Here is a 20,362-nt window from a genome sequence, read left to right on the forward strand (position 1 = left end):
GGCCGCTCATTGTAGAATCTGGGGCCGGCCCTGTCGCGCTCTCGCTAAAGATTTAGCCCAACTTGTCGATAAATTGATCAATCGGGCATAATGACAGAGGCCTCAACCTAAGGGCAGGACACTCATTCAATGGATATTTATCGGAATCAGTCACAACCGTTGACGGTGCTGGAGTCACTGCGAAAACGCAAACCCTTTACCGCACCGCAGCCGCAACAGGCGTCACCGTCGCCGGAAAAACCGCAGGGCGACCGACGTGTACAGCCCGACCGACGCCGGGCACAGGTGGCTTTTGAGGGGCCAGACCGCCGCAAGAAGCGGTCCAGGCGCAGCCCGCGATTACTGAACCCGAAAACCGGCAAGGCCGCTCCCACCGAAGACCGCAGGGGGCGACTGGTCAGCACCCAGGCCTGAACACCATGTCATTAGGGGCATGATTTTGCTGTCGGCACACTGCAGCCCCATTTTGATAACCCGGTCACAGTTCTTCGCTTGGTCATTTTTCAGTCACCATCGTGGGCACTAGACTTCAACGTCCCGGTGGAAGAACGGGCCAATAATAATCACAAGATACGCAACGGATGCCAACGTATGATGAGTGATTCCGCAGACCGCAGAATCAAGGACCGCTACCCTGCCATGTGCCTGAAGGTACAGCTGCAGGAGCGTGGCTTCTTTGGTCGAGGGAAGAATTCAACCGCTGTCACCTGCCTGGACCTGAATCGCTATGGCATGGCGGTGCTTTGCCCAAGGCCAGTAGAGTCTGGCGCCCGTCTCTATATGGACTTTCATGGCAAGTACATCTGCGAATCCCGTGTCGCCGCCCGGGTGATCAGTTGCCAGCCCTATCAGACCGGCTACCGGGTAAGCATCCAGTTCAGCTACTGTTTCGACAAAAAGGGGTATTCACGAACCGTGGACAATGCCCTTTCCCGCATTGAAGGCCTGTACAACCGCTACGCCAGCTAAAGCTTCCTAGAACAGCCCGGCATCCAGGCTGGCGGCCATGTAGAGCCCCAGTTCCCGGCACTGATCCTCGAATTCGTCCCGATAGTCGCCATGACAGAGCAATGGCTCCTGCACCAGCCGCCAACGCAGGCCCGTGGTGATGGAATCGATAGCGCGATGGGTGCCGGTACCGTCGAGACCGGCGCGGATGTAGAAGGTGAAGGGCAAACCCTGGGTTTTCTCAAGGCAGGGGTAGTAACTGCGGTCAAAAAAATCCTTTAACGCACCACTCATGTAACCAAGGTTTTCAGTGGTACCGAGGATGATGGCATCACAGGCCAGAATATCTTCCGGGCCTGCTTCCAGCGGAGGGAGCACCGTGACCTCGACATTTTCGATGTCTTCGTGTTTTGCGCCCTGCTCTACGGCTTGCCTTAGTTTAAGGGTATTCGGGGAGGGTGCATGGGCGACAACCAGTAGTTTTTTCTTCGCATCCATACTATCTCCCCGATAACGCAGGAACTAATAACAGAGCTTAGAGAAGCTCACCGTTCGCGTCTGCTGTTGCCTCTTCCTTTGCCGCTTCTTCTTTCTTGGCCGGCTTGGGCATCAGCTTGTCACGCACCGCCGCTTCGATCTCATTGGCGATCTCAAGGTTCTCTTCCAAAAACTTGCAGGCATTGGCCTTGCCCTGGCCGATCTTGTCGCCCTTGTAGGCGTACCAGGCGCCGGACTTGTCCACGAAGCCTTCCTTCACACCCATATCGAGCACTTCGGCCATGTGGTAGATGCCCTTGCCGTACATGATCTGGAACTCGGCCTGCTTGAACGGCGGAGATACCTTGTTCTTGACCACTTTCACTCGGGTTTCGTTGCCCACCACTTCATCGCCATCTTTAACAGCACCGATGCGGCGAATGTCCAGGCGAACGGATGAGTAGAATTTCAGGGCGTTGCCGCCGGTGGTGGTTTCGGGGCTGCCGAACATCACACCAATTTTCATGCGGATCTGGTTGATAAAGATCAGCAGGCAGTTGGCATGCTTGACGTTACCCGTCAGCTTACGCAGCGCCTGGGACATCAGGCGGGCCTGGAGACCAACATGGCTGTCCCCCATCTCACCTTCAATTTCGGCCTTGGGCGTCAGCGCTGCCACGGAGTCCACGATGATGACGTCAACAGCGTTGGAGCGTACCAGCATGTCAGAGATTTCCAGCGCCTGCTCACCGGTGTCCGGCTGGGATACCAGGAGTTCATCCACGTTCACGCCCAGTTTTTCGGCATAGACCGGGTCCAGGGCATGCTCCGCATCCACAAACGCACAGGTTTTTCCAGCCTTCTGGGCCTCGGCAATCACCTGCAGGGTCAGCGTGGTTTTACCAGAGCTTTCCGGGCCGTAGATCTCACAGATACGACCATAAGGCAGACCGCCTATTCCCAGCGCCACATCCAGGCCCAGGGAACCGGTGGATACCGCAGGGATCGCTTCCCTGGGCTGGTCGCCCATCTTCATGACAGCGCCCTTGCCGAACTGGCGTTCGATCTGGCTCAGTGCTGCGCCCAGTGCTTTCTTGCGGTTGTCTTCCATCGTTGCAAACCCTCTGTCGCCAATGCCGTTATCGGGACGGGAGCCCGGCGGCCAAAATCATGGACTGCGGAACCCGGAAAACCAGACTCCTGTATATTTGAACAGTATTAAAACACAACACGAAGGCAAGACCAACCCCTCCGTTTCAGGCCTTTTCCAGAAAGCCCCTAACTCCCTGTAACACATAAAGAACCGCCTGGCGCCGAACCTGATCACGGTCGCCCTGGAACTGCTCAACCACCGCTTCGGTGTCAGCCGGAGAGCGCCCCCAGGCAAACCACACCGTGCCTACCGGCTTGTCGTCACTGCCGCCACCAGGGCCCGCCACGCCACTGATCGCAACAGCCACATCCGCACCCGTGGCCGCCAGGGCACCAGCAACCATTTCCCGTACCACCGGTTCGCTAACTGCGCCGTGCTCCCCCAGCGACGGTTCAGTCACACCCAGCAAGCCCCTTTTTGCATCGTTGCTGTAGGTCACCAGTCCCGCCAGAACGTAGGAAGAAGAGCCCGCGCGGTCGGTCAGCACCTTGGCAACCCAGCCGCCAGTGCAACTTTCGGCAGTGGCTATCGTAAGCTCGCGTTGCATTAATACGTCAGCCAATTGCGTGCCGGCTTCCGCCAATGCCTCGTCAGTCAGTGGCATAATGATCTCCTTCGTTTCATCATGGCGGTTATTTTCTTACAATCCCTGCCTTCACATAAAGCCAATGGATCCGGAACCGTTCATGTCAGCAGCCCAGACCGATCTGTCCCACCACACCCCGATGATGAGGCAATACCTCAAGATCAAGGGTGAACACCCCAATGAACTGGTGTTCTACCGCATGGGGGACTTTTACGAGCTGTTCTACGAGGATGCCAAGAAAGCTGCCGAGCTGATGGATATCACCCTGACAGCCCGGGGGCAGTCGGGGGGCAGCCCGATTCCCATGGCGGGCATTCCTTACCATTCCGCTGAAGGCTACATTGCACGTCTGGTTCGTGCTGGTCAATCCATCGCCATTTGCGAGCAGATTGGCGACCCGGCGACCAGCAAGGGGCCGGTAGAGCGCAAGGTGGTTCGCATTGTGACGCCGGGCACGCTGAGCGACGATGCGTTCCTTGAGGACCGCCGGGATAACCTTCTGGTCGCCATCTACAGCCACCGGGAGCAGTTTGGTTTTGCCTCCCTCGACATCTCCAGCGGACGGTTTACCGTGTCTGAACTGGACGATCTCGAGGGCCTGCAAGGGGAGCTCCAGCGCCTGCGCCCAGCGGAGATCCTGATCAGTGAGGACTTTCCTTATCAGGACGTACTGGACGGCTATACCGGTATCCGTCGCCAGGGCCCATGGCTGTTTGAGTCCGACACCGCCCGCCGCGTGATTACCCAGCAACTGCAGGTCCGCGACCTGACCGGTTTTGGCTGCGAAGACCTCACGCTGGCCATCTGTGCCGCCGGATGCCTGCTGCAGTACGCCAAAGAAACCCAGCGCACCGCCCTGCCCCACATTCGCAAACTCAGCCGTGAACGGCGCGAGGAAGCGGTAATCCTGGACGCCACCAGCCGCCGTAACCTGGAAATCGACACTAACCTCATGGGCGGCACCCAGCACACCCTGGCCTGGGTGATGGACCGGACGGCGACCGCCATGGGTGGGCGCCAGCTAAGACGATGGCTTAACCGGCCCTTACGGGACATTACCGTGGTGGAACAACGCCAGCAGGCGGTTTCAGCACTTCTGGACGGCTTTCACTATGAGCCGGTTCATGACCTGTTGAAAAGCATCGGTGATATCGAGCGGATTTTGGCCCGCGTGGCGCTGCGTTCAGCGCGCCCAAGGGATCTGGCACGGCTGCGGGATGCTTTTCTAAGCCTGCCGGATTTACAGAACGCACTGACACCGGTCAATTCCCACCACGTCGTCAGACTCGCCACAACGATCAGCGAGTACCCCGAACTATCGGACCTGCTGGAACGAGCCATCATCGACAACCCGCCGGTGGTCATCCGGGATGGTGGTGTTATCCGCGAAGGCTTTGACGAAGAGCTCGACGAGCTGCGTAACATCAGCGAGAACGCAGGCCAGTTCCTCCTGGACGTTGAGACTCGTGAGCGCGAGCGTACCGGGATCAGCACGCTGAAAGTGGGTTATAACCGGGTACACGGCTACTACATCGAAATTACCCGCGCCCAGTCCGGGCAGGCGCCAGTGGATTACATCCGCCGCCAGACCCTGAAAAACGCCGAACGCTTTATCACCCCGGAACTGAAAGAATTCGAAGACAAGGCCCTTAGCGCCAAGAGCCGCTCGCTGGCACGGGAGAAAGCCCTGTACGACGAGGTGCTGGAAACTGTCGCCGCCGAACTCGCGCCCCTGCAGGACGCGGCTCAGGCCCTGGCGGAGCTGGATGTGCTCAGCAACTTTGCCGAGCGGGCCACCAGCCTTCGCTTCAATGCCCCGGAATTCAGTGACACGCCCGGCTTCGATATCGAAGAAGGCCGCCACCCGGTGGTGGAACAACTGCTGAGCGATCCCTACGTGCCCAATGATCTGCTGATGGACCAGCAACGGCGCATGCTGGTGATCACCGGCCCCAACATGGGCGGTAAGTCCACCTACATGCGCCAGGCAGCACTGATTGCCCTGCTGGCTTACACCGGCAGCTATGTGCCCGCCAACCGCGTGGTCATCGGGCCACTGGATCGTATTTTCACCCGCATGGGGTCGTCAGACGACATCGCCGGCGGCCGCTCAACCTTTATGGTGGAAATGACTGAGACCGCCAATATCCTTCACAACGCCACGGAATACAGCCTGGTGCTGATGGACGAGGTTGGGCGCGGCACCAGCACCTTCGACGGCCTGTCCCTGGCGTGGGCGACAGCGGAACACCTGGCCAAACACATTCGCTGCTACACCCTGTTTGCCACTCACTATTTCGAGCTCACGCAACTGGCCGACGATCTTGAGCACGCCGTTAATGTTCACCTGACAGCCACCGAGCACGACGACACCATCGTGTTCCTGCACAACGTTCATGACGGCCCGGCGAGCCAGAGCTATGGTTTGCAGGTGGCGAAGCTGGCTGGCGTGCCCCAGGACGTGATTCGCAATGCCAAGGAGCAGTTGTCCCACCTTGAAGGCGGTGCGGCACCAGCCAGGCCGGCAGCCGATCATACCGCCGTGGCGCCGGCTGAACCTGAAAAACAGCCACGCACCGCCCGCGTTAGCGAGCCGGTTATGCAGGCAGACATGTTCGCCAGCCTGGAGCCCAGCAAAGTGGAAGAATGCCTGGCCGACCTGGACGTGGACGGACTGACTCCGCGGGATGCCCTTAACCGACTGTACGAATTGAAAGAACTGCTGGGGAAATAGCGGAACTCAGCGGCAGAATTGATCTGTGTAATAACGATAGTGCGCCTCAGCGCTTGCGACAGGGCAGGCCGCTCAATACAATATCGCGCAATTATTATTACACTGATGAGATTGACTACTGGACCAGGAAACTGACTATGACGTTTGTCGTTACTGATAACTGCATCAAGTGCAAATACACGGACTGCGTGGAAGTATGCCCGGTTGACTGCTTCTACGAAGGCCCGAACTTTCTGGTAATCGATCCGGACGAATGCATCGATTGCGCCCTGTGTGAGCCGGAGTGCCCCGCTGAGGCCATTTTCTCGGAAGACGAGCTGCCGGCGGATCAGGTCCAGTTTGTGGAGCTCAACGCCGACCTGGCAGGCAAGTGGCCCAACATCACCGAAAAGAAAGACCCGCTGCCAGAAGCCGAAGAGTGGGACGGCAAGCCGGACAAGCTGCAGTACCTCGAAAAGTAATAGCTGCGTTCAGCGTATTACCATCAAAAAGGGGAGCCTCGGCTCCCCTTTTTCATACATCACCACTTCACTGCGTCGCCAGTTTTGCCCCGATAGCGACGAAGAAGCCACCAGTCAGCGCGTTCAGCATGCGCTTTACGCCCTGCCCCACGCCAAGCCTTCTTGATTTGACCACCACCAACGCCAGCCCACATTGCCAGGCCATCGCCAGCACAAAGTGAACCGCCGCAAGGAACAGCGATTGCTGGAATGCATTCCCGGCGGGATCGATAAACTGAGGAAGCAACGCCATATAGAACAGCGCCGTTTTCGGATTCAGCACGTTGGACAGCAGGCCTTCTCGAAACGCCACCCAGATTGATACCGGTTTCATCAATGGCGGTTCGGCGCTCGATATCGAGGATTCATCGGCGTTTGCGGGGCCCCGGGCCATGGCCTGACGCAACGAACTCAGCCCCAGCCAGATCAGGTAGCAGGCACCTGCCCATTTGACCGCGGTAAACGCCCAGGCCGTCTCTACCAGCAGCACCGAAATACCCAGAGCGGACAGGGTGGCGTGAATAAACAACCCACAGCAGATGCCCACGCTGGTGACACAGCCATCCCGCAAACCATGTTTCAATCCACCGCGCCCGGCGTTCCGCATCACCAGCAGGGTGTCCACCCCTGGCGTGACAGTCAGTAGCGAGATGGCCACCAGATAGGCCCAGAACAGCTCCGTTGGTACCAGCATTGCCAAACATCCCACGCGAACGCAGGAGTGCTCAGCTCTCCTGCTGCAGAAGTTTTTTCGCCGCGGCCGACTTATAGAATGGCGCAAGACGACGACGGGTCAGGGCCTCAAGATACCCCTCCTCCCGCAGCACGTCTATCACAGGAAGTGCGTAGGCATCCACCTCCGCCATGACTACATCGCGATCGACCCCAACGGCAGCCAACAGCTCAATTACCGGCTTGTCGCCATACAGGGTAAACAGGTGCTCCACCACGGCCCTGGCACACCCCTCAAAATAGGCCGTCTGTCGGAACTGCAGCCAGAACTCATACCCCAGAACCACAAACTCCTGGAGCTGTATGTCTCCAAGCCCCTCGTGCAACTCTTCGATGGTGCGGTCTTCCAGTGACACCCATACGGCCATCACGCTGTCGCGCAGCTCCTCGTCGCTCAGCGCCTTGTTCAGGAACTGTTCACTCCGGCTGATCAACCCCGGCAGGCTGTCGGACAACCAGGCCTTGAAACGGCGCTCAAAGGTCTCGTCCAGGCCCGGAACCGCCCTGTTGGCCATGCGCTTGCCAAACTTCATCATCGAACCGACACCAGGAACACTCTTGGTAATCAGGTTGTCCTCATAGAGGTAGTTCACCACGCCCTGATACACCACGTTTGAAACCAGCTCCTGATAGACCGGGTGAGCCATGATCTCGCTGATCACCCGCTCACGCTGCTGACGTAGTTCAAGGGCCTCTTCGAGGAACCCGGTGGCCTGCTCTCGGGTGATAATATCCCGTAACCGGGACGTGCGCTGGACCGGCGCGTTCAATACCTCCGTAGCCATTTCGGCCGCCAGTTCCGGGATACCGGCATCCAGTTCCATGTTGATCACAATGCGCTGGATCACGCCCATAACCTGTTCCGCCGAGGTCAGCCGGTTCAGGGTGATGGCCCCGGCGTAGTCAAACAGTTCATCCACTTCGGTTTCGAGAAAGCGCCGCAACTTGGCCCCTTTCAGGGAAGCCAGTTCGTGTTTTACGTGTTGCTCGAGCAACGCATTGGCGAGATCCGTTTTACCTTTGGTCATAATCGGGGTCCGGTGCTGTCTGGAAGTGGGCTTCTGAATTGAGAACGATATGAGGCTAACACGAAGCCCGACCGGCTGCGTTTGCCGAAGATACAGCCTTTGGTGTGCGAGTGAGCCAAGAAACGGGAGGTGGTGCCTGGGCGCCCGATAGTCCCGGCTACTGGAAATCGCTGAATTCGTGGGGTTCTGCGGCAAGCGCCAGGCACAGGCTGCCGGGGCCGATGTAGATGCTGCTGGTAATGCCCATCTGGGAGAGCAACAGCTCAACACCGTTTTTCTCACAGGCGTCACGCAGGCGATTCAATCCTGGAAGGTCCTCGATTTCAGTCCAGGTCAGGCCGCAGGAAAGGCTGACATAGGGCGTCAACAGTCCTGCCTCGACCCTCGCGGTGGCATAGTTCATCACTTTTTCCACTGCCACGTCGAAACTCCGGGTTTTGGCAACCGGTTGTCCTTCAGCGCCCTGACCAAAAATGACCGGGGTGATGTTCAGTGCCTTGCCGAGAAACGCCACCAGTGCCGACACGCTCTTGTCTCCACGCCGACGGGCCCGTTCGCGGATATAGTGCAAATCCCGGGGAATCACGCAGGTGTAGATTCTGTCGGTGAACGTGTCGACTTCATTGCGTAAGGCGTTTTTCGAAAGCTTCTGCTCAATCAGGCGAAGGGTGTGAGCCGCCAGCAGCCCCTGGCCGGCAAAGATCTGTTTGCTGTCGATCACCCGCATGGAGAATTTGCCCTCCCGCCCGGCGGCGTGGCGGGCCTCATGATAGTGCCCCATCACACTGTTCATGGCTTCCGTGGCATTCTGGAAAATCAGGCTGCGAGACCGGGTGACCGTTTCGCAGATGGCAACGTCAAATTCCGTGACAATTTTTTCCATGAACAGGTCGTGGATCTGTTCGGCGGAGAAGGCGTGCGTTTCGGCGTGGTGGCCCTTCTGTAATAGGCCGCTCTGGTAGAATTCCTGGGTCCTGACCGGGTCGTGCTCGTCGATGTAGGTCTGGCCATCAATAACGGCCGTGACCGGCAGAACAAACAGATCGTGCTTGCGACTGAACTCATAGGGCAGATCGCAGGCGGAATCAACGATAAGACCAACGCGCATGGGGCCTCCAGCTATGGGAAGCTATTCCAGCCGGTTGCTTCCCTTTATTGTCATTGTTTTTGGCAGGCCCAGTCTTACACAAAGCGGTCAATATTTCAGCACCCTGCTAGCGAGCGGATGGCTTCAGTTCAAGTTCATTGAGGTTTTTCTCGATCAGTTCACGGTTATCCTGTTGCCACGGATGAAACCCCTTGCGGAAATAGGCCAGGAAGTCCGGCATGCACTTGCGCAACACCCCCGGTTTACCCCATAGAAAGTTAATACCACCGATCCACGTGCCGAGGCTCCACAACTTGCCGTCGGTTTTCAACAGACTGCAGGTGTTCAGGAAGGTGTACTTGAAGAAATTCCAGGTCACAAACAGGAATACAATCCGGCGAAGACGCTCATTGCCAACGCAGTGTCGATAGACGTCGAAAGCCACCGATTTGTGCTCAGTTTCCTCGATGGCGTGCCAGCGCCACAGCTTTTCCATGTCCGGTGTGGCCCCTTCCATCCATTCCGGGTGACGGAGAATGGCATTCGCCAGCACCGCGGTATAATGCTCGGCGCCGCAGGTTCCGGCCAGTTGGCGACTGGGCGGCAGGTTGCCTACCCACGCCATATGCCTGCGGAATCGCTCATCAATGGCATCGATGTTGTACCCACGAGCCTTCAACGCTTCGTTGTAGTGCTTGTGCTCCCGGCTATGCAGCGCCTCCTGGCCAATAAACCCGCGAATCTCTTCCTTAAGCTTGGGATCGTCCACCTTGTCCCGGTAGAGCCGAACCGCATTGATAAACTGCTGCTCGCCATCGGGGAACTGGAGCGAAAGCGCATTGAAGAACGCCGTGCGGAAGGTGTCATTGCCGTGCCACAGGGTTTTGAGGTCGTCGGCAATATCGAAGTGCATGTGTCGGGGTGCAACCGAAACGCCTTCGGGCGTGGAGCTGATGGTCATGACTGCCTCCGGGTTATTGTGATTATGAAGCGGCATTCACCGTACAGCGGCAACGTCGCGTACGAAAATTGATCAGAAACTTCAGTTTAAACCCGAATTCAACACGGAAGGAAGGCGACAACTACAAAAAAGCGACAAGTTGTCACTATATGACAACTTGTCAATCGAGTAGGAGGGGGAGTTATCTCCCCCGTCCTCTCACACCACCGGGCATACGGTTCCGTACCACGGCGGTTCATGGTCGGCTCTGAAGCCGAGTCATCGTATCCAGCAAGCTTACCAGAGACAGACGGTCGAATACCCTCTTAGGCAGGGCCGCGTTCATATGAGACGCACCGCTGTTCCACCAGGGTCCACGACCATTGGTCGCGCTCCTCCAAGCCCTTATCTCAGTCAAGCCTAGCCGTACCAGGTTGCGGGCCCGCGTGCGGGTCCGCTTCCACTGCTGCCACAGGATCAGGCGAAGCCGCCGTCTTATCCAGCCATCCAGGGCTTCGACCGAACGCTTCGAGGCGGTCAGGCGATAGTAATTTGCCCAGCCTCTCAGCACCGGGTTCAGGTTCCGGATGGTGGTCGTCAACGACTGTCCCCGTGACCGTTTCAGCAGGGGGCGAAGCTTGGCCATGAAGGCCTTCAGGCTTTTGGGCGCGACTCTCAACCGGACCTGACGTTTATGCCAGCTCACGCTGTAACCCAGAAAGCTCCGGCGCCAGGGGCGATCCACGGCACTCTTCGCCGTATTCACCGTCAGGCGCAGGTGCGTTTCCAGGTAGTGGGTAATGCTGGTCATGGTCCGTTCACCGGCTCGTCGGCTGCGAACGTAGAGGTTGCAATCATCCGCATAACGACAGAACCGGTGCCCCCGGCGTTCCAACTCCCGATCCAGTTCGGTCAGAAGCACATTGGACAGCAGAGGAGATAAGGGACCGCCTTGTGGCGTCCCTTCCCCCCTCGGGCTGACCAGCCCGCCTGACAGCATGCCTGCTCGCAGGTAACGCCGGATCAGGGTGAGTATCCGCCGGTCAGTGATGTGACGAGCCAGCAGGCTCATCAGCACATCGTGATTGACCCGGTCGAAGAACTGGGCCAGATCCAGATCGACCACCCAGCGGTGGCCGTCGTTGATATGCCGTTGCATCGCCTTGACCGCCTGATGGGCACTTCGACCAGGACGGAACCCGTAGCTGTGATCCGAGAAGGTCGGCTCCAGCATCGGGCTCAGTGTTTGGTGAAGTGCTTGCTGGATCAGGCGATCCTGCACCGTCGGAATACCCAGTATCCGTTCCCCGCCTTGCGGCTTGGGGATGCTGACCCGGCGTACCGGTTGAGGATGGTAGTCTCCGGCCAACAGCCGCTCGCGCAGTGTTGGCCAATGCTGTTGCAGGTGGCCCTTCAGGGCTGTTACCGGCATCTGATCGACGCCAGCCGCCCCTTTGTTGGACACCACCCGCTGATACGCACGCATCAGGTTCGGGCGCTCAAGCACCTGCTCCATCAGCGCGTTCGGCTCCGCGTTCGTCCACGGGTGAGCCCCCGCGCCTGCCTCGACACGGGCCTCAGTACCTGCCGGGTTCCGCCCAACCCCTTCCTGAATGCCCTGACCCATCCGGGTCGCTTCTGTCTTCATAAGCACATCACGAGAACTCACCGTCTACTAACGGCCAACCATGTTCGGTCCTTCAGTACGCGGTAACGCACCTACTATGACCTCGGCTGAGTTCTGGCTCCCCATCCCCACCTCTCGCGAAGTGAGTAGCACAGCGGCAGAGAACCAGACTTCCCAGGGTAAGACGCGTGACCTTCACACTTATGCCCGCCGCATTTACGTCCACACCTTCCGTGCAAGTACAGGGCTTTGACGATAGTTGACGCCTTACCCGGTGTGACCGCCTCATATGCGATTTCTGTTCGTCAGGCCAGTGCTTTGCCTGCGGCTTCCTTCAGATTCCATCTCACGATGGACACCCTTGCCGTCCGGCTAGTGGTTCCCCTTGCCGGGTCCACAGGGGACTTGCACCCCCAAGTCATCCGGCCAGCACCACCTGAACCGGAACAGCGCCCGTCAAGGCGCTACGCGCCATGCCTGGCGCACAACAAAAAAGGAGGCATGGCCAAGCCGATGCCTCCAAGGACACATAAGGGTAAAGTGCGTTCAAGCAGATCAGACGCTGCTGGCTTAATGTTCTTCAGTTGCCTTAACACCCGGCGCTTCCGGGTCGGCGGTAAATCCAAGCAGCTTGGTGCGCTCGATAAGAAAATACAGCACGGCACCGGTGGCCAGTCCCCAACCCGCTCCATAGACTGCCAGAACCACCCCCATGGTACCGGCGATACCACGTTCAGTGTTGTTCTCCAATTGCTCAAGCCCCACCATTAGGCAGATGTAGCCAGTCAGAAGCAGAGTCAACGACAAGGCAATCGGCAATACTGGCTGGAAGAAGCTCACCAACGGCAACACAAACAAGGCAATGAAACCAGTAACCCAGAACGTACCACCACCGCTGTAGATGGAATCCATGGCGTTACGGCCATATTTATAACGCTCAGCCATGGTAGCGGTAACCGCCGTCCAGATAGGGCCGGCAAGACCGGGGTATGGCGCAAAGAAAGCGTGCCCACCGTTGCGGATAGCCGTCACGAGATGTACACGATCAATGCTGTTATCAATCTCCTCATCCTTTCGCAGGTGATCCACCCGGTTCATCAACGACTGCCCAACTACGATGTCACCAAAGGCAATGACATAGGCGATCACCGCTGTCGGAATGGCGTACATGAACACTTCGGCATCGGGAAACCCGACAGCAAACGGCAGATAGTTCCACAGCTCGTCAAACGCCGGCTTGGTAATGCCCCACTCCACGTCTGGAACGGCATACTCACCAGTGGCAAAACCCACCAGGATGGCGACGACCATTCCCGGGACCATTCCGTAGTTCGCAATCTTGCGGGCAATGTTGCTGGTGTCGACGAACCCTTTGAAAGATACCGAAAACATCAGATACAGACAGACCAGACCGCCCACAATCAGGGAAATGGGGGTTTCAGCCAGTCGTCCACCTGCTTCGATTTCGCCCATCAATGCGGCAATACCGGCACCAATAATAATGCCGCCCTTCATGGAACGGGGAATCAGCTCCACCAGCTTGCTCCCCAAGCGGGTAACCCCCAGCACCAGGAAAATAATGAACACCAGGAACTGTAGCGCAAACAACGCTTTAATTGCCTCCGGACCCGGCTCGTAGTCACCCAGGAAGAGAAGCACCACAGGGATGCCCGGCGTGATCCAGCCCGGTATCAGTGGAACACCGAGTAACGCTGGCAACATGAAACCGATGCCGCAAATCACCACGTAGGCAAGCGCAACGTCGTAGGGCACACCGAGGTACTTCTCCAGAAGCGGAATCATCGCAAGGCTGACCACGAACATGATCAGCGCCTGCACCATTTCGGCAAACTCCCAACGGTAGTGAACAAACGGCAGTCGAATCTTGAATGGACCAGCCGGCCAATATGGCTGCTCTTCCCCATTTTTACGGTGGTAAACTTGCATAAAAAGTCTCCTGGTGCGGAATCATCCGCACCTCATGTTGTTTTTGTGTTAACGGTTTCCAAACCCGGTCGCCGGGCTATAACACCACCAGATCAATCCAGTTCTTTTGCCTGGTCTCGCAGCACGAATTTCTGGATCTTGCCGGTTGAGGTTTTTGGCAGGTCACTAAATACGATCGTCTTGGGCACCTTGAAGCGAGCCAATCGTTCACGGCAGAAGTCGATCAGATCCTCCTCGCTCACTTCGCTGGCTTCCGGCTTCAAGGTGATAAACGCACAAGGGGTCTCGCCCCATTTGGCGTCTGGACGCGCAACCACCGCTGCCTCCAATACCGACGGATGGCGATACAGAGCGTCTTCCACCTCAATGGTAGAAATATTTTCGCCCCCCGAAATGATGATGTCCTTCAGACGATCCTTGATCTCCATATAACCGTCCTCGTGCCACACAGCCAGATCGCCGGTGTGGAACCAACCGCCGCGAAAGGCTTCCTCAGTGGCCTTGGGGTTTTTCAGATAGCCCTTCATTACGGTGTTACCGCGCAGGAATATCTCGCCAATGGTTTTACCGTCTTTAGGTACTGGCTCCATGGTGCTTGGCTCGCCCACCATCGTGCCTGCCAGCGTCTGATAACGAACGCCCTGACGTGCTTTGATCGTGGCCCGTTCATCCAGCGTTTTCTCATCCCACTCGGATTTCCACGCACACACTGTCACTGGGCCGTATACCTCGGTGAGACCATATACATGGGTAATCGCAATCCCCATTTCCTCAATGGCACCGATAACCTGTGCAGGAGGGGCTGCACCGGCTGTCATCGCCTTCACCTCGTGATCAATTCCGGCTTTTGCAGACTCTGGCACATTCAACAGAGCGTTGAGCACAATTGGCGCACCGCACATGTGAGTCACCTGATGATCGCGAATCAGCTGGAGGATTTTCTCCGGGTCCACCCGCCGTAGACACACATGGGTGCCTGCCATCGCCGTGACGGTCCAGGGGAAACACCAGCCGTTGCAGTGGAACATGGGAAGCGTCCACAGGTAGACGGGGTGCTGGCCCATTGACCACACGGCCTGATTGCCAAGACTGTTCAGATAAGCGCCACGATGGTGGTAAACCACACCTTTCGGGTTCCCGGTGGTACCTGATGTATAGTTCAGTGAAATTGCATCCCATTCGTTTTCAGGCAGGTTCCACTGGAACTCCGGGTCGCCTTCCTGAAGGAACGCTTCGTAATCCAGATCGCTCACCTGGATACCCTCACCGTATTCGGGATCGTCAATGTCAATGACCAATGGCTTTGAGTCCAGACGACTGATTGCATCGCGAACCACACTACCGAACTCCCGATCGGCCACCACCACTTTGGCTTCAGCGTGCTCAAGCATAAAAGCAATGGCCTCAGCATCCAGTCGCACGTTAAGAGTGTTGAGCACAGCCCCAATCATCGGAACGCCAAAGTGACATTCCACCATCGCCGGAATATTGGGCAGTATCGCCGCCACCGTGTCGCCACGACCGATGCCCCTGCTGGAAAGCGCAGAGGCCAGTCGGCGACACCGTTCATAGGTCTGTCCCCAGGTATAGCGAATGGCTCCGTGTATGACTGCCGGATAGTCCGGGTAGACACTGGCGGTACGCTCAATAAAGTCGATGGGGGAAAGGACAGAGTGATTGGCGCTGACTGGCTCGAGGCCCTGATCAAAAATTGATGTCATTGTATGGTCCTGTAAGCGTCATTATTCTTATGGTGCATTAAAGAAGTCTACCAAAAGGGCTACAATATCTGGTATAGAGATACTATTTTATAGCAACACTACTAGAAATTACACCAATGTATTATAGTGTATTTACTATATTAAAATGAAAAATAACCAAGGAAGCACTATCACAACCTTCCAGCTGCCAAGTTCCGACCCTGAAGCAGGGCTTATACTCGATTCCGACGGCCAGCTGCTAGGCTTGAATCAGGCAGCGAAAGATCTGTGTGCGGAGACCGGAACCGACAACCCGATCAGACTGCTACCAGTCAATTTCTCAGCTCTGATCAATGCCTGCCTTACCCAGGGGCGCGCTATTGAAGGCGTGGAGAGTCGTCTGCATTCGGCCACCCTGTCGTGGACGTTCATTCCCGACCAGGACTCTCGCCAGATTCTGGCACGGGGACGGGATGTCACAGACAACATTCGGAAACTGGACGAGGCAACCCGATCCAGCCGGCTTTACCGATTGATTACCGAAAACACTACAGACCTTATTTCCCGGCATGCACCGGATGGCAGGTTCATTGATGCCACGCCGGCATCCTGGAGGCTGCTGGGGTACTGGCCTGAGGAACTTAGGGGCAAACCTCTTGAAGAGGTATTCCGAAGCAATGCCTTCAGCGCCGAAATGGAGGAAGCCCGTAACCGGCTTCGGGACGAAGGCTACGCCACCATGACCATAGAGATCACCCACCGGGACGGCAGCAAGCGATGGTTTGAAATCGCCAGCCGGGCGATCAGGGAAACCTACACCGGAGCAGTGATCGAGGCCGTCAGCGTCTCACGAGACATTACCGCAAGGGTAAAGTCGGAAGAAAACAACCGCCGACTGGCCGAAGAACTCGCCCACACTGCCCGCTTGGCGACACTGGGCGAACTGGCATCCAGTATCGCCCACGAGATGAACCAGCCACTGGCGTCGATCGTTAACTTTGCCAGTGCAAGCCAGCGTTATCTGAAACTGGCCCTGGAGTACCCGGAGAACCTCGAGCGGGTGGACGATGGTCTGCAGCGAATCACTCATCACGCCAACCGCGCCTCGGAAGTCATCAAGCGACTGCGGGCCTTTCTACGTAAGGGGCAGCAACGCACAGCGCCGGTTAACATCAATGACGCGGTAACCAACGTCAAGCGACTATGCCAATGGGATGCAGACAAACATAATGTTGTCATCCAGGAGAACCTAACGCCGCTCAACCCCGTACTCACTGCCGACCCGGTCTTACTCGAGCAGGTGTTGATCAACCTGATTCGCAACGGTATCGACGCCAATACCGAAGCCCGGCAGGATAACAACGCCCCATCTCACATTAAGATTGAAACCTGCATAACACCGGCGCAGGAGACCCTGATCAAGGTGACTGACCACGGAACGGGCCTTGACGAGGAAGGCCTGCGACACATGTTCACGCCCTTCTATACCAGCAAACCTCAAGGACTTGGCCTTGGACTTTCCATGAGCCGCTCCATTATTGAGGGATATGGCGGCTTTCTGGACGCACAACCAGCCGACGGTGGCGGCCTGACACTGATATGCCGCTTCCCTCCTCCCCACTGCAAAAAGAATGAATCCGGCAACCCTAGGGAGACAGACCAGGATGAGTGATTCAGCCCATACCGTTTATGTTGTAGACGATGATGCCGGCATGCTGGAGTCCACCCAGTGGCTGCTGGAGTCCGTTGGCCTACACGTGCAGCCTTATGCAGATGGCCGGCAATTTCTGAACGCCGTTAATCCGGAGCATACCGGCTGCGTGGTCCTCGACATACGGATGCCTGGCCTCGGCGGCCTGAACGTTCAGGAAGAGCTTCAAAAACGGGGCTCGCAACTTCCCATCATCTTTCTCTCTGGACACGCGGATGTGCCCATCGTGGTCCGCGCCTTCAAATCCGGGGCTTTTGATTTCATCGAGAAGCCATTCAACGAACAACTTCTTCTGGATAGCGTCCAGCAGGCCCTTCAGGAACATCAGAAAACCAATAGTCAACAACGTGGAGACCAGCACACTGACACGCTTGTCGCTTCTCTCACACGGCGGGAACGGGATGTATTCATGCCATTGGCACAAGGATACACCAGCAGGGAAATAGCGGAGCAACTGGGCATCGGCGTGAAGACAATTGACTTGTACAGGGCGCGCGTAATGAAACGGCTAGGTGTGGAGCGCGTGCCGGATGTTACGGGCATTGCGGTTGCCATCGGCCTGCTGGATCCGATGAGCCTGCGGAAAAAATAGGCCCGAGTCAGGCCCGGGACTCAGCCGCCACAGCCGTTACGATGGCACCGAGGCGCGCAATGGCCTGCTCAACCCGCTCACTCCAGGGATTGGCACCATTCAATCGCAGGCAGTTTTCGTACTTGTCGGTGGTGGAGAACATCAGGCCCGGAGCCACGTTGATATTCTCCTCCCGCGCCCGGCGAAACACCTCTGTACCGGACACTGTGCCCGGAAGCTGAACCCACAGCACGAAACCGCCCTGGGGACGGCTGACAGCCGTACCTTCCGGGAAGGAGCGTCCTACTGCCGCACGCATACGGTCCGTTGCCTCGCGGTAACGCTGCCGGGCTGAACGCAGGTATCGGTCGTAACCGCCCTGCTCCAGGAAATGCGCTACGGCAATCTGGGGCACACTCGCCGTACCCAGATTACTGAAATACTTCTGCTGCCGTGCTTCGGCGAGGTATTTTCCCGGCATCATCCATCCCAGCCGTAAACCCGGAGAAATGGTCTTGGAGAAGGAGTTGCAATAGATAACATTGCCGGTGCGATCAAAGACCTTTGCCGGTCTGGGTCGATTCATGCCGTAATAGAGATCGCCGTAGATGTCGTCCTCAATCAAAGGAACGCCCACCGCTTCCAGCATCCTTACCATCTGCTGCTTGCGAAGATCAGACATCGTCGCGCCCATGGGATTGCTGTGATTGGGGACCACCACGCATGCCTTCACCGGCCACTGTTCCAGCGCCAGCTCCAATCCCTCCAGGCTCAGCCCTTCCGAAGGATGCGTCGGCACTTCAATGACCCGGAGCCCAACCACGTCCAGCGCCTGGAGGATGCCCGGGAACGATGGTGACTCGACAACCACGATATCCCCAGGCGAAGTGACCGCCTGCAGGGCAAGAATAATGGCTTCCTGGGCGCCGTTGGTGGCAAGAATGTCGTCGGGCGTGGTAATAATCCCCAACGCGGCCATTCGCTGGGCCACCTGACGGCGATACTCGATCTTGCCGGGAAAGGCATAGTCTAATGTTTCCAGCCCACGCCGCGCAGCCCAGAGGGTGGCATGCTGGATCTGCCGCACGGGCAAAAAATCGGGATGTGGCACAGCAGCGGCCAGAGGCACCATGCGCTTCTCTTCGTCAGCACAAAGATCAAGCGCCATGTCACGGGCACTCACCGGCACCGGCTTGGCTTTGTGCTTCTGCATCACCGGTTCTGGTGTATCCCGCCTGGGCAGATGCACAAAATAGCCGCTGCGCTCTCGCGCTTCGAGGTAGCCTCGGGCCTCCAGCGTCTGGTGTGCTTGAAGCACCGTTGACACGCTCACGCCAAACTGGCGACTGAGCGCCCGAACACCAGGCAACCGCTCACCTTCGCGATAAACCCCATCACGAATCAATGCGTGTAACTGGTCTGCTACCTGATTATAGAGAATGCCCATCGCTTCATCCTGCCAGATCAATCCAGAATGGCTGCAGTACAGATCGAACAGATTCTCACCAGTACAGATGTCACATAGAAAGGCCTGTACCGGTCCAAAATCACAATATCTGAATCTGTTATGGTTGTCTGCATAAACGGAGAATGGTGACTCTGGCTATCATCCATCGAATCTCGCGAAAGGAAAGGGAATGAAAACACTACCGATATATCAGGTCGACGCCTTCGCCAGTCAGGTTTTTAGCGGCAATCCCGCGGCCGTCATGCCGCTTGAAGAGTGGCTGCCGGACGACGCCATGCAGAAACTGGCACTGGAAAATAACCTCTCGGAAACAGCCTTTCTGGTGCCCTTACCCAAGGAAGCGGACGAAGACTTCCACATACGCTGGTTCACCCCAGGCATTGAAGTGCCGCTATGCGGTCACGCCACCCTCGCCAGCGCCTGGGTCCTATTCAACAAGCTCGACTGGAAAAAGGGGCAAATCCGATTCCAGTCCAAAAGCGGGCCCCTGGGAGTGAAACAGACCGACGACGGCTGGCTGGAGCTGGATTTCCCCAATCTGGGCTTTGAGGAACGCCCGACACCCAGCCTGATTCTGGAAGCCCTGGAAGGCTGCCCGAACACTTCGTTCTTTGTCCCCAAAGACACCAATTACCTCATCGTCCTCGGAGACGAAGCGGCAGTAAAAACTGCGCAGCCGGACATCCGCAAGCTCAAGGAACTTGGTAATCTGGGCGTCATCATCACTGCGCCTGGCAATGACTGCGACTTCGTCAGCCGTTACTTCGCCCCCGGCGGCGGCATTGATGAAGACCCGGTCACCGGCTCAATCCACAGTATTCTGGTGCCCTATTGGGCCGAAAAACTCGGCAAGAATCATCTGTTGGCACACCAGGTGTCTGCAAGGGGCGGCGTTCTGCGATGTGAACTGAAGGGCGACCGCGTCGCCATTGCGGGCCAGGCGGCGTTTTATATGGAAGGTTCCGTGCAACTGCCCTAACGTCTCCGCAAAAATGTATACTGCGCCCAACTAATACATGCGGGGCGGTACAAGCACAGATGTTTGGCAAGGCGCGGGTTGAGAGCTGTCAGGGATCGTCAAAAACAGGGATGTTTTTGTCGAGCGTACAGGGACGCATTCACCGCGTATCCCTGACCGCCCTCAACCCGTGCC

At 57.3% G+C, this 20,362-nt stretch carries 18 protein-coding genes; 7 read left to right on the forward strand and 11 right to left on the reverse strand.

The features are described from left to right. The first annotated feature begins 129 nt into the window (after positions 1–129). The gene (locus SIC19_RS03385) at positions 130–414 is read left to right on the forward strand and encodes a hypothetical protein (protein ID WP_036204572.1); all 285 of its coding nucleotides are present in this window, start codon (positions 130–132) and stop codon (positions 412–414) included. 177 nt (positions 415–591) lie between these two features. After that, positions 592–969: a PilZ domain-containing protein gene (locus SIC19_RS03390; protein WP_036204571.1), complete on the forward strand. Its 378-nt coding sequence runs from the start codon at positions 592–594 to the stop codon at positions 967–969. A 6-nt stretch (positions 970–975) separates the two neighbouring features. On the opposite strand, the gene SIC19_RS03395 is transcribed toward SIC19_RS03390, so the two are convergent. The 3 genes from SIC19_RS03395 to SIC19_RS03405 form a co-directional block, all read right to left on the reverse strand. Continuing rightward, positions 976–1,446 (reverse strand): flavodoxin family protein, encoded by a 471-nt coding sequence (locus SIC19_RS03395; RefSeq protein WP_126810402.1) that lies wholly within the window; start codon positions 1,444–1,446, stop codon positions 976–978. A gap of 37 nt (positions 1,447–1,483) precedes the next feature. After that, positions 1,484–2,536 carry a recombinase RecA gene (recA, locus tag SIC19_RS03400; protein ID WP_036204567.1) on the reverse strand — a complete coding sequence of 351 codons (1,053 nt, stop codon included), beginning with the start codon at positions 2,534–2,536 and terminating at the stop codon, positions 1,484–1,486. A 145-nt stretch (positions 2,537–2,681) separates the two neighbouring features. Further along, positions 2,682–3,182 (reverse strand): CinA family protein, encoded by a 501-nt coding sequence (locus SIC19_RS03405; protein WP_036204565.1) that lies wholly within the window; start codon positions 3,180–3,182, stop codon positions 2,682–2,684. A gap of 82 nt (positions 3,183–3,264) precedes the next feature. On the opposite strand from SIC19_RS03405, the gene mutS reads away from it, so the two are divergent. Together mutS and fdxA are read left to right on the forward strand one after the other, a co-directional pair. Then, entirely contained in the window at positions 3,265–5,898 is a 2,634-nt protein-coding gene (gene mutS / locus SIC19_RS03410; protein ID WP_075195839.1) for a DNA mismatch repair protein MutS, read from the forward strand. A gap of 137 nt (positions 5,899–6,035) precedes the next feature. Next, entirely contained in the window at positions 6,036–6,359 is a 324-nt protein-coding gene (fdxA, locus tag SIC19_RS03415; protein WP_007151871.1) for a ferredoxin FdxA, read from the forward strand. Positions 6,360–6,426: 67 nt separating this feature from the next. Here the strand turns inward: fdxA and SIC19_RS03420 are convergent, their stop codons facing one another. The 7 genes from SIC19_RS03420 to SIC19_RS03450 form a co-directional block, all read right to left on the reverse strand. Next, positions 6,427–7,092 (reverse strand): LysE family translocator, encoded by a 666-nt coding sequence (locus tag SIC19_RS03420; protein ID WP_036204562.1) that lies wholly within the window; start codon positions 7,090–7,092, stop codon positions 6,427–6,429. 31 nt (positions 7,093–7,123) lie between these two features. Next, complete coding sequence (locus tag SIC19_RS03425; protein ID WP_036204560.1) at positions 7,124–8,158, reverse strand: hypothetical protein; 1,035 nt, start codon at positions 8,156–8,158, stop codon at positions 7,124–7,126. 157 nt (positions 8,159–8,315) lie between these two features. Beyond that, positions 8,316–9,266 carry a DegV family protein gene (locus SIC19_RS03430; RefSeq protein ID WP_036204559.1) on the reverse strand — a complete coding sequence of 317 codons (951 nt, stop codon included), beginning with the start codon at positions 9,264–9,266 and terminating at the stop codon, positions 8,316–8,318. Between the two features lie 106 nt (positions 9,267–9,372). Continuing rightward, entirely contained in the window at positions 9,373–10,206 is an 834-nt protein-coding gene (locus SIC19_RS03435; protein ID WP_075195840.1) for a metal-dependent hydrolase, read from the reverse strand. A gap of 235 nt (positions 10,207–10,441) precedes the next feature. Next, positions 10,442–11,833, reverse strand: coding sequence for a group II intron reverse transcriptase/maturase (gene ltrA, locus SIC19_RS03440; RefSeq protein ID WP_412535514.1), 1,392 nt, complete (start codon positions 11,831–11,833; stop codon positions 10,442–10,444). Between the two features lie 549 nt (positions 11,834–12,382). Further along, complete coding sequence (locus SIC19_RS03445; RefSeq protein ID WP_041334715.1) at positions 12,383–13,759, reverse strand: solute carrier family 23 protein; 1,377 nt, start codon at positions 13,757–13,759, stop codon at positions 12,383–12,385. A gap of 92 nt (positions 13,760–13,851) precedes the next feature. Then, positions 13,852–15,480, reverse strand: a complete 1,629-nt coding sequence (locus SIC19_RS03450; protein ID WP_041334713.1) for an acyl-CoA synthetase — start codon at positions 15,478–15,480, stop codon at positions 13,852–13,854. Between the two features lie 145 nt (positions 15,481–15,625). Between SIC19_RS03450 and SIC19_RS03455 the strand changes: the two genes are divergently transcribed. Next, complete coding sequence (locus tag SIC19_RS03455; protein ID WP_036204553.1) at positions 15,626–17,131, forward strand: sensor histidine kinase; 1,506 nt, start codon at positions 15,626–15,628, stop codon at positions 17,129–17,131. Beyond that, positions 17,124–17,762 carry a response regulator transcription factor gene (locus tag SIC19_RS03460; RefSeq protein WP_075195841.1) on the forward strand — a complete coding sequence of 213 codons (639 nt, stop codon included), beginning with the start codon at positions 17,124–17,126 and terminating at the stop codon, positions 17,760–17,762. Before SIC19_RS03455 ends, SIC19_RS03460 begins: the two co-directional genes overlap by 8 nt. A gap of 7 nt (positions 17,763–17,769) precedes the next feature. On the opposite strand, the gene SIC19_RS03465 is transcribed toward SIC19_RS03460, so the two are convergent. Next, the gene (locus SIC19_RS03465) at positions 17,770–19,188 is read right to left on the reverse strand and encodes a PLP-dependent aminotransferase family protein (protein ID WP_075195842.1); all 1,419 of its coding nucleotides are present in this window, start codon (positions 19,186–19,188) and stop codon (positions 17,770–17,772) included. A 190-nt stretch (positions 19,189–19,378) separates the two neighbouring features. Here SIC19_RS03465 and SIC19_RS03470 point away from each other — a divergent pair, with 190 nt between their 5' ends. Continuing rightward, complete coding sequence (locus SIC19_RS03470; protein ID WP_075195843.1) at positions 19,379–20,188, forward strand: PhzF family phenazine biosynthesis protein; 810 nt, start codon at positions 19,379–19,381, stop codon at positions 20,186–20,188. Positions 20,189–20,362: the final 174 nt, after the last annotated feature.

It is taken from the genome of Marinobacter sp. MIT930201 (genome assembly GCF_047122665.1).
In the GTDB taxonomy this organism is placed as follows: Bacteria; Pseudomonadota; Gammaproteobacteria; order Pseudomonadales; family Oleiphilaceae; genus Marinobacter; species Marinobacter salarius.

Excerpts from the sequence above, each read along its gene's own strand:
- SIC19_RS03435 (WP_075195840.1), bottom strand. The coding sequence starts at position 10,206 with ATGACCATCAGCTCCACGCCCGAAGGCGTTTCGGTTGCACCCCGACAC.
- SIC19_RS03430 (WP_036204559.1), bottom strand. The coding sequence starts at position 9,266 with ATGCGCGTTGGTCTTATCGTTGATTCCGCCTGCGATCTGCCCTATGAG.
- SIC19_RS03390 (WP_036204571.1), top strand. The coding sequence starts at position 592 with ATGATGAGTGATTCCGCAGACCGCAGAATCAAGGACCGCTACCCTGCC.
- SIC19_RS03470 (WP_075195843.1), top strand. The coding sequence starts at position 19,379 with ATGAAAACACTACCGATATATCAGGTCGACGCCTTCGCCAGTCAGGTT.
- SIC19_RS03465 (WP_075195842.1), bottom strand. The coding sequence starts at position 19,188 with ATGGGCATTCTCTATAATCAGGTAGCAGACCAGTTACACGCATTGATT.
- ltrA (WP_412535514.1), bottom strand. The coding sequence starts at position 11,833 with ATGAAGACAGAAGCGACCCGGATGGGTCAGGGCATTCAGGAAGGGGTT.
- SIC19_RS03460 (WP_075195841.1), top strand. The coding sequence starts at position 17,124 with ATGAGTGATTCAGCCCATACCGTTTATGTTGTAGACGATGATGCCGGC.
- SIC19_RS03395 (WP_126810402.1), bottom strand. The coding sequence starts at position 1,446 with ATGGATGCGAAGAAAAAACTACTGGTTGTCGCCCATGCACCCTCCCCG.
- mutS (WP_075195839.1), top strand. The coding sequence starts at position 3,265 with ATGTCAGCAGCCCAGACCGATCTGTCCCACCACACCCCGATGATGAGG.
- SIC19_RS03385 (WP_036204572.1), top strand. The coding sequence starts at position 130 with ATGGATATTTATCGGAATCAGTCACAACCGTTGACGGTGCTGGAGTCA.
- SIC19_RS03445 (WP_041334715.1), bottom strand. The coding sequence starts at position 13,759 with ATGCAAGTTTACCACCGTAAAAATGGGGAAGAGCAGCCATATTGGCCG.
- SIC19_RS03455 (WP_036204553.1), top strand. The coding sequence starts at position 15,626 with ATGAAAAATAACCAAGGAAGCACTATCACAACCTTCCAGCTGCCAAGT.
- recA (WP_036204567.1), bottom strand. The coding sequence starts at position 2,536 with ATGGAAGACAACCGCAAGAAAGCACTGGGCGCAGCACTGAGCCAGATC.
- SIC19_RS03405 (WP_036204565.1), bottom strand. The coding sequence starts at position 3,182 with ATGCCACTGACTGACGAGGCATTGGCGGAAGCCGGCACGCAATTGGCT.
- fdxA (WP_007151871.1), top strand. The coding sequence starts at position 6,036 with ATGACGTTTGTCGTTACTGATAACTGCATCAAGTGCAAATACACGGAC.
- SIC19_RS03420 (WP_036204562.1), bottom strand. The coding sequence starts at position 7,092 with ATGCTGGTACCAACGGAGCTGTTCTGGGCCTATCTGGTGGCCATCTCG.
- SIC19_RS03425 (WP_036204560.1), bottom strand. The coding sequence starts at position 8,158 with ATGACCAAAGGTAAAACGGATCTCGCCAATGCGTTGCTCGAGCAACAC.
- SIC19_RS03450 (WP_041334713.1), bottom strand. The coding sequence starts at position 15,480 with ATGACATCAATTTTTGATCAGGGCCTCGAGCCAGTCAGCGCCAATCAC.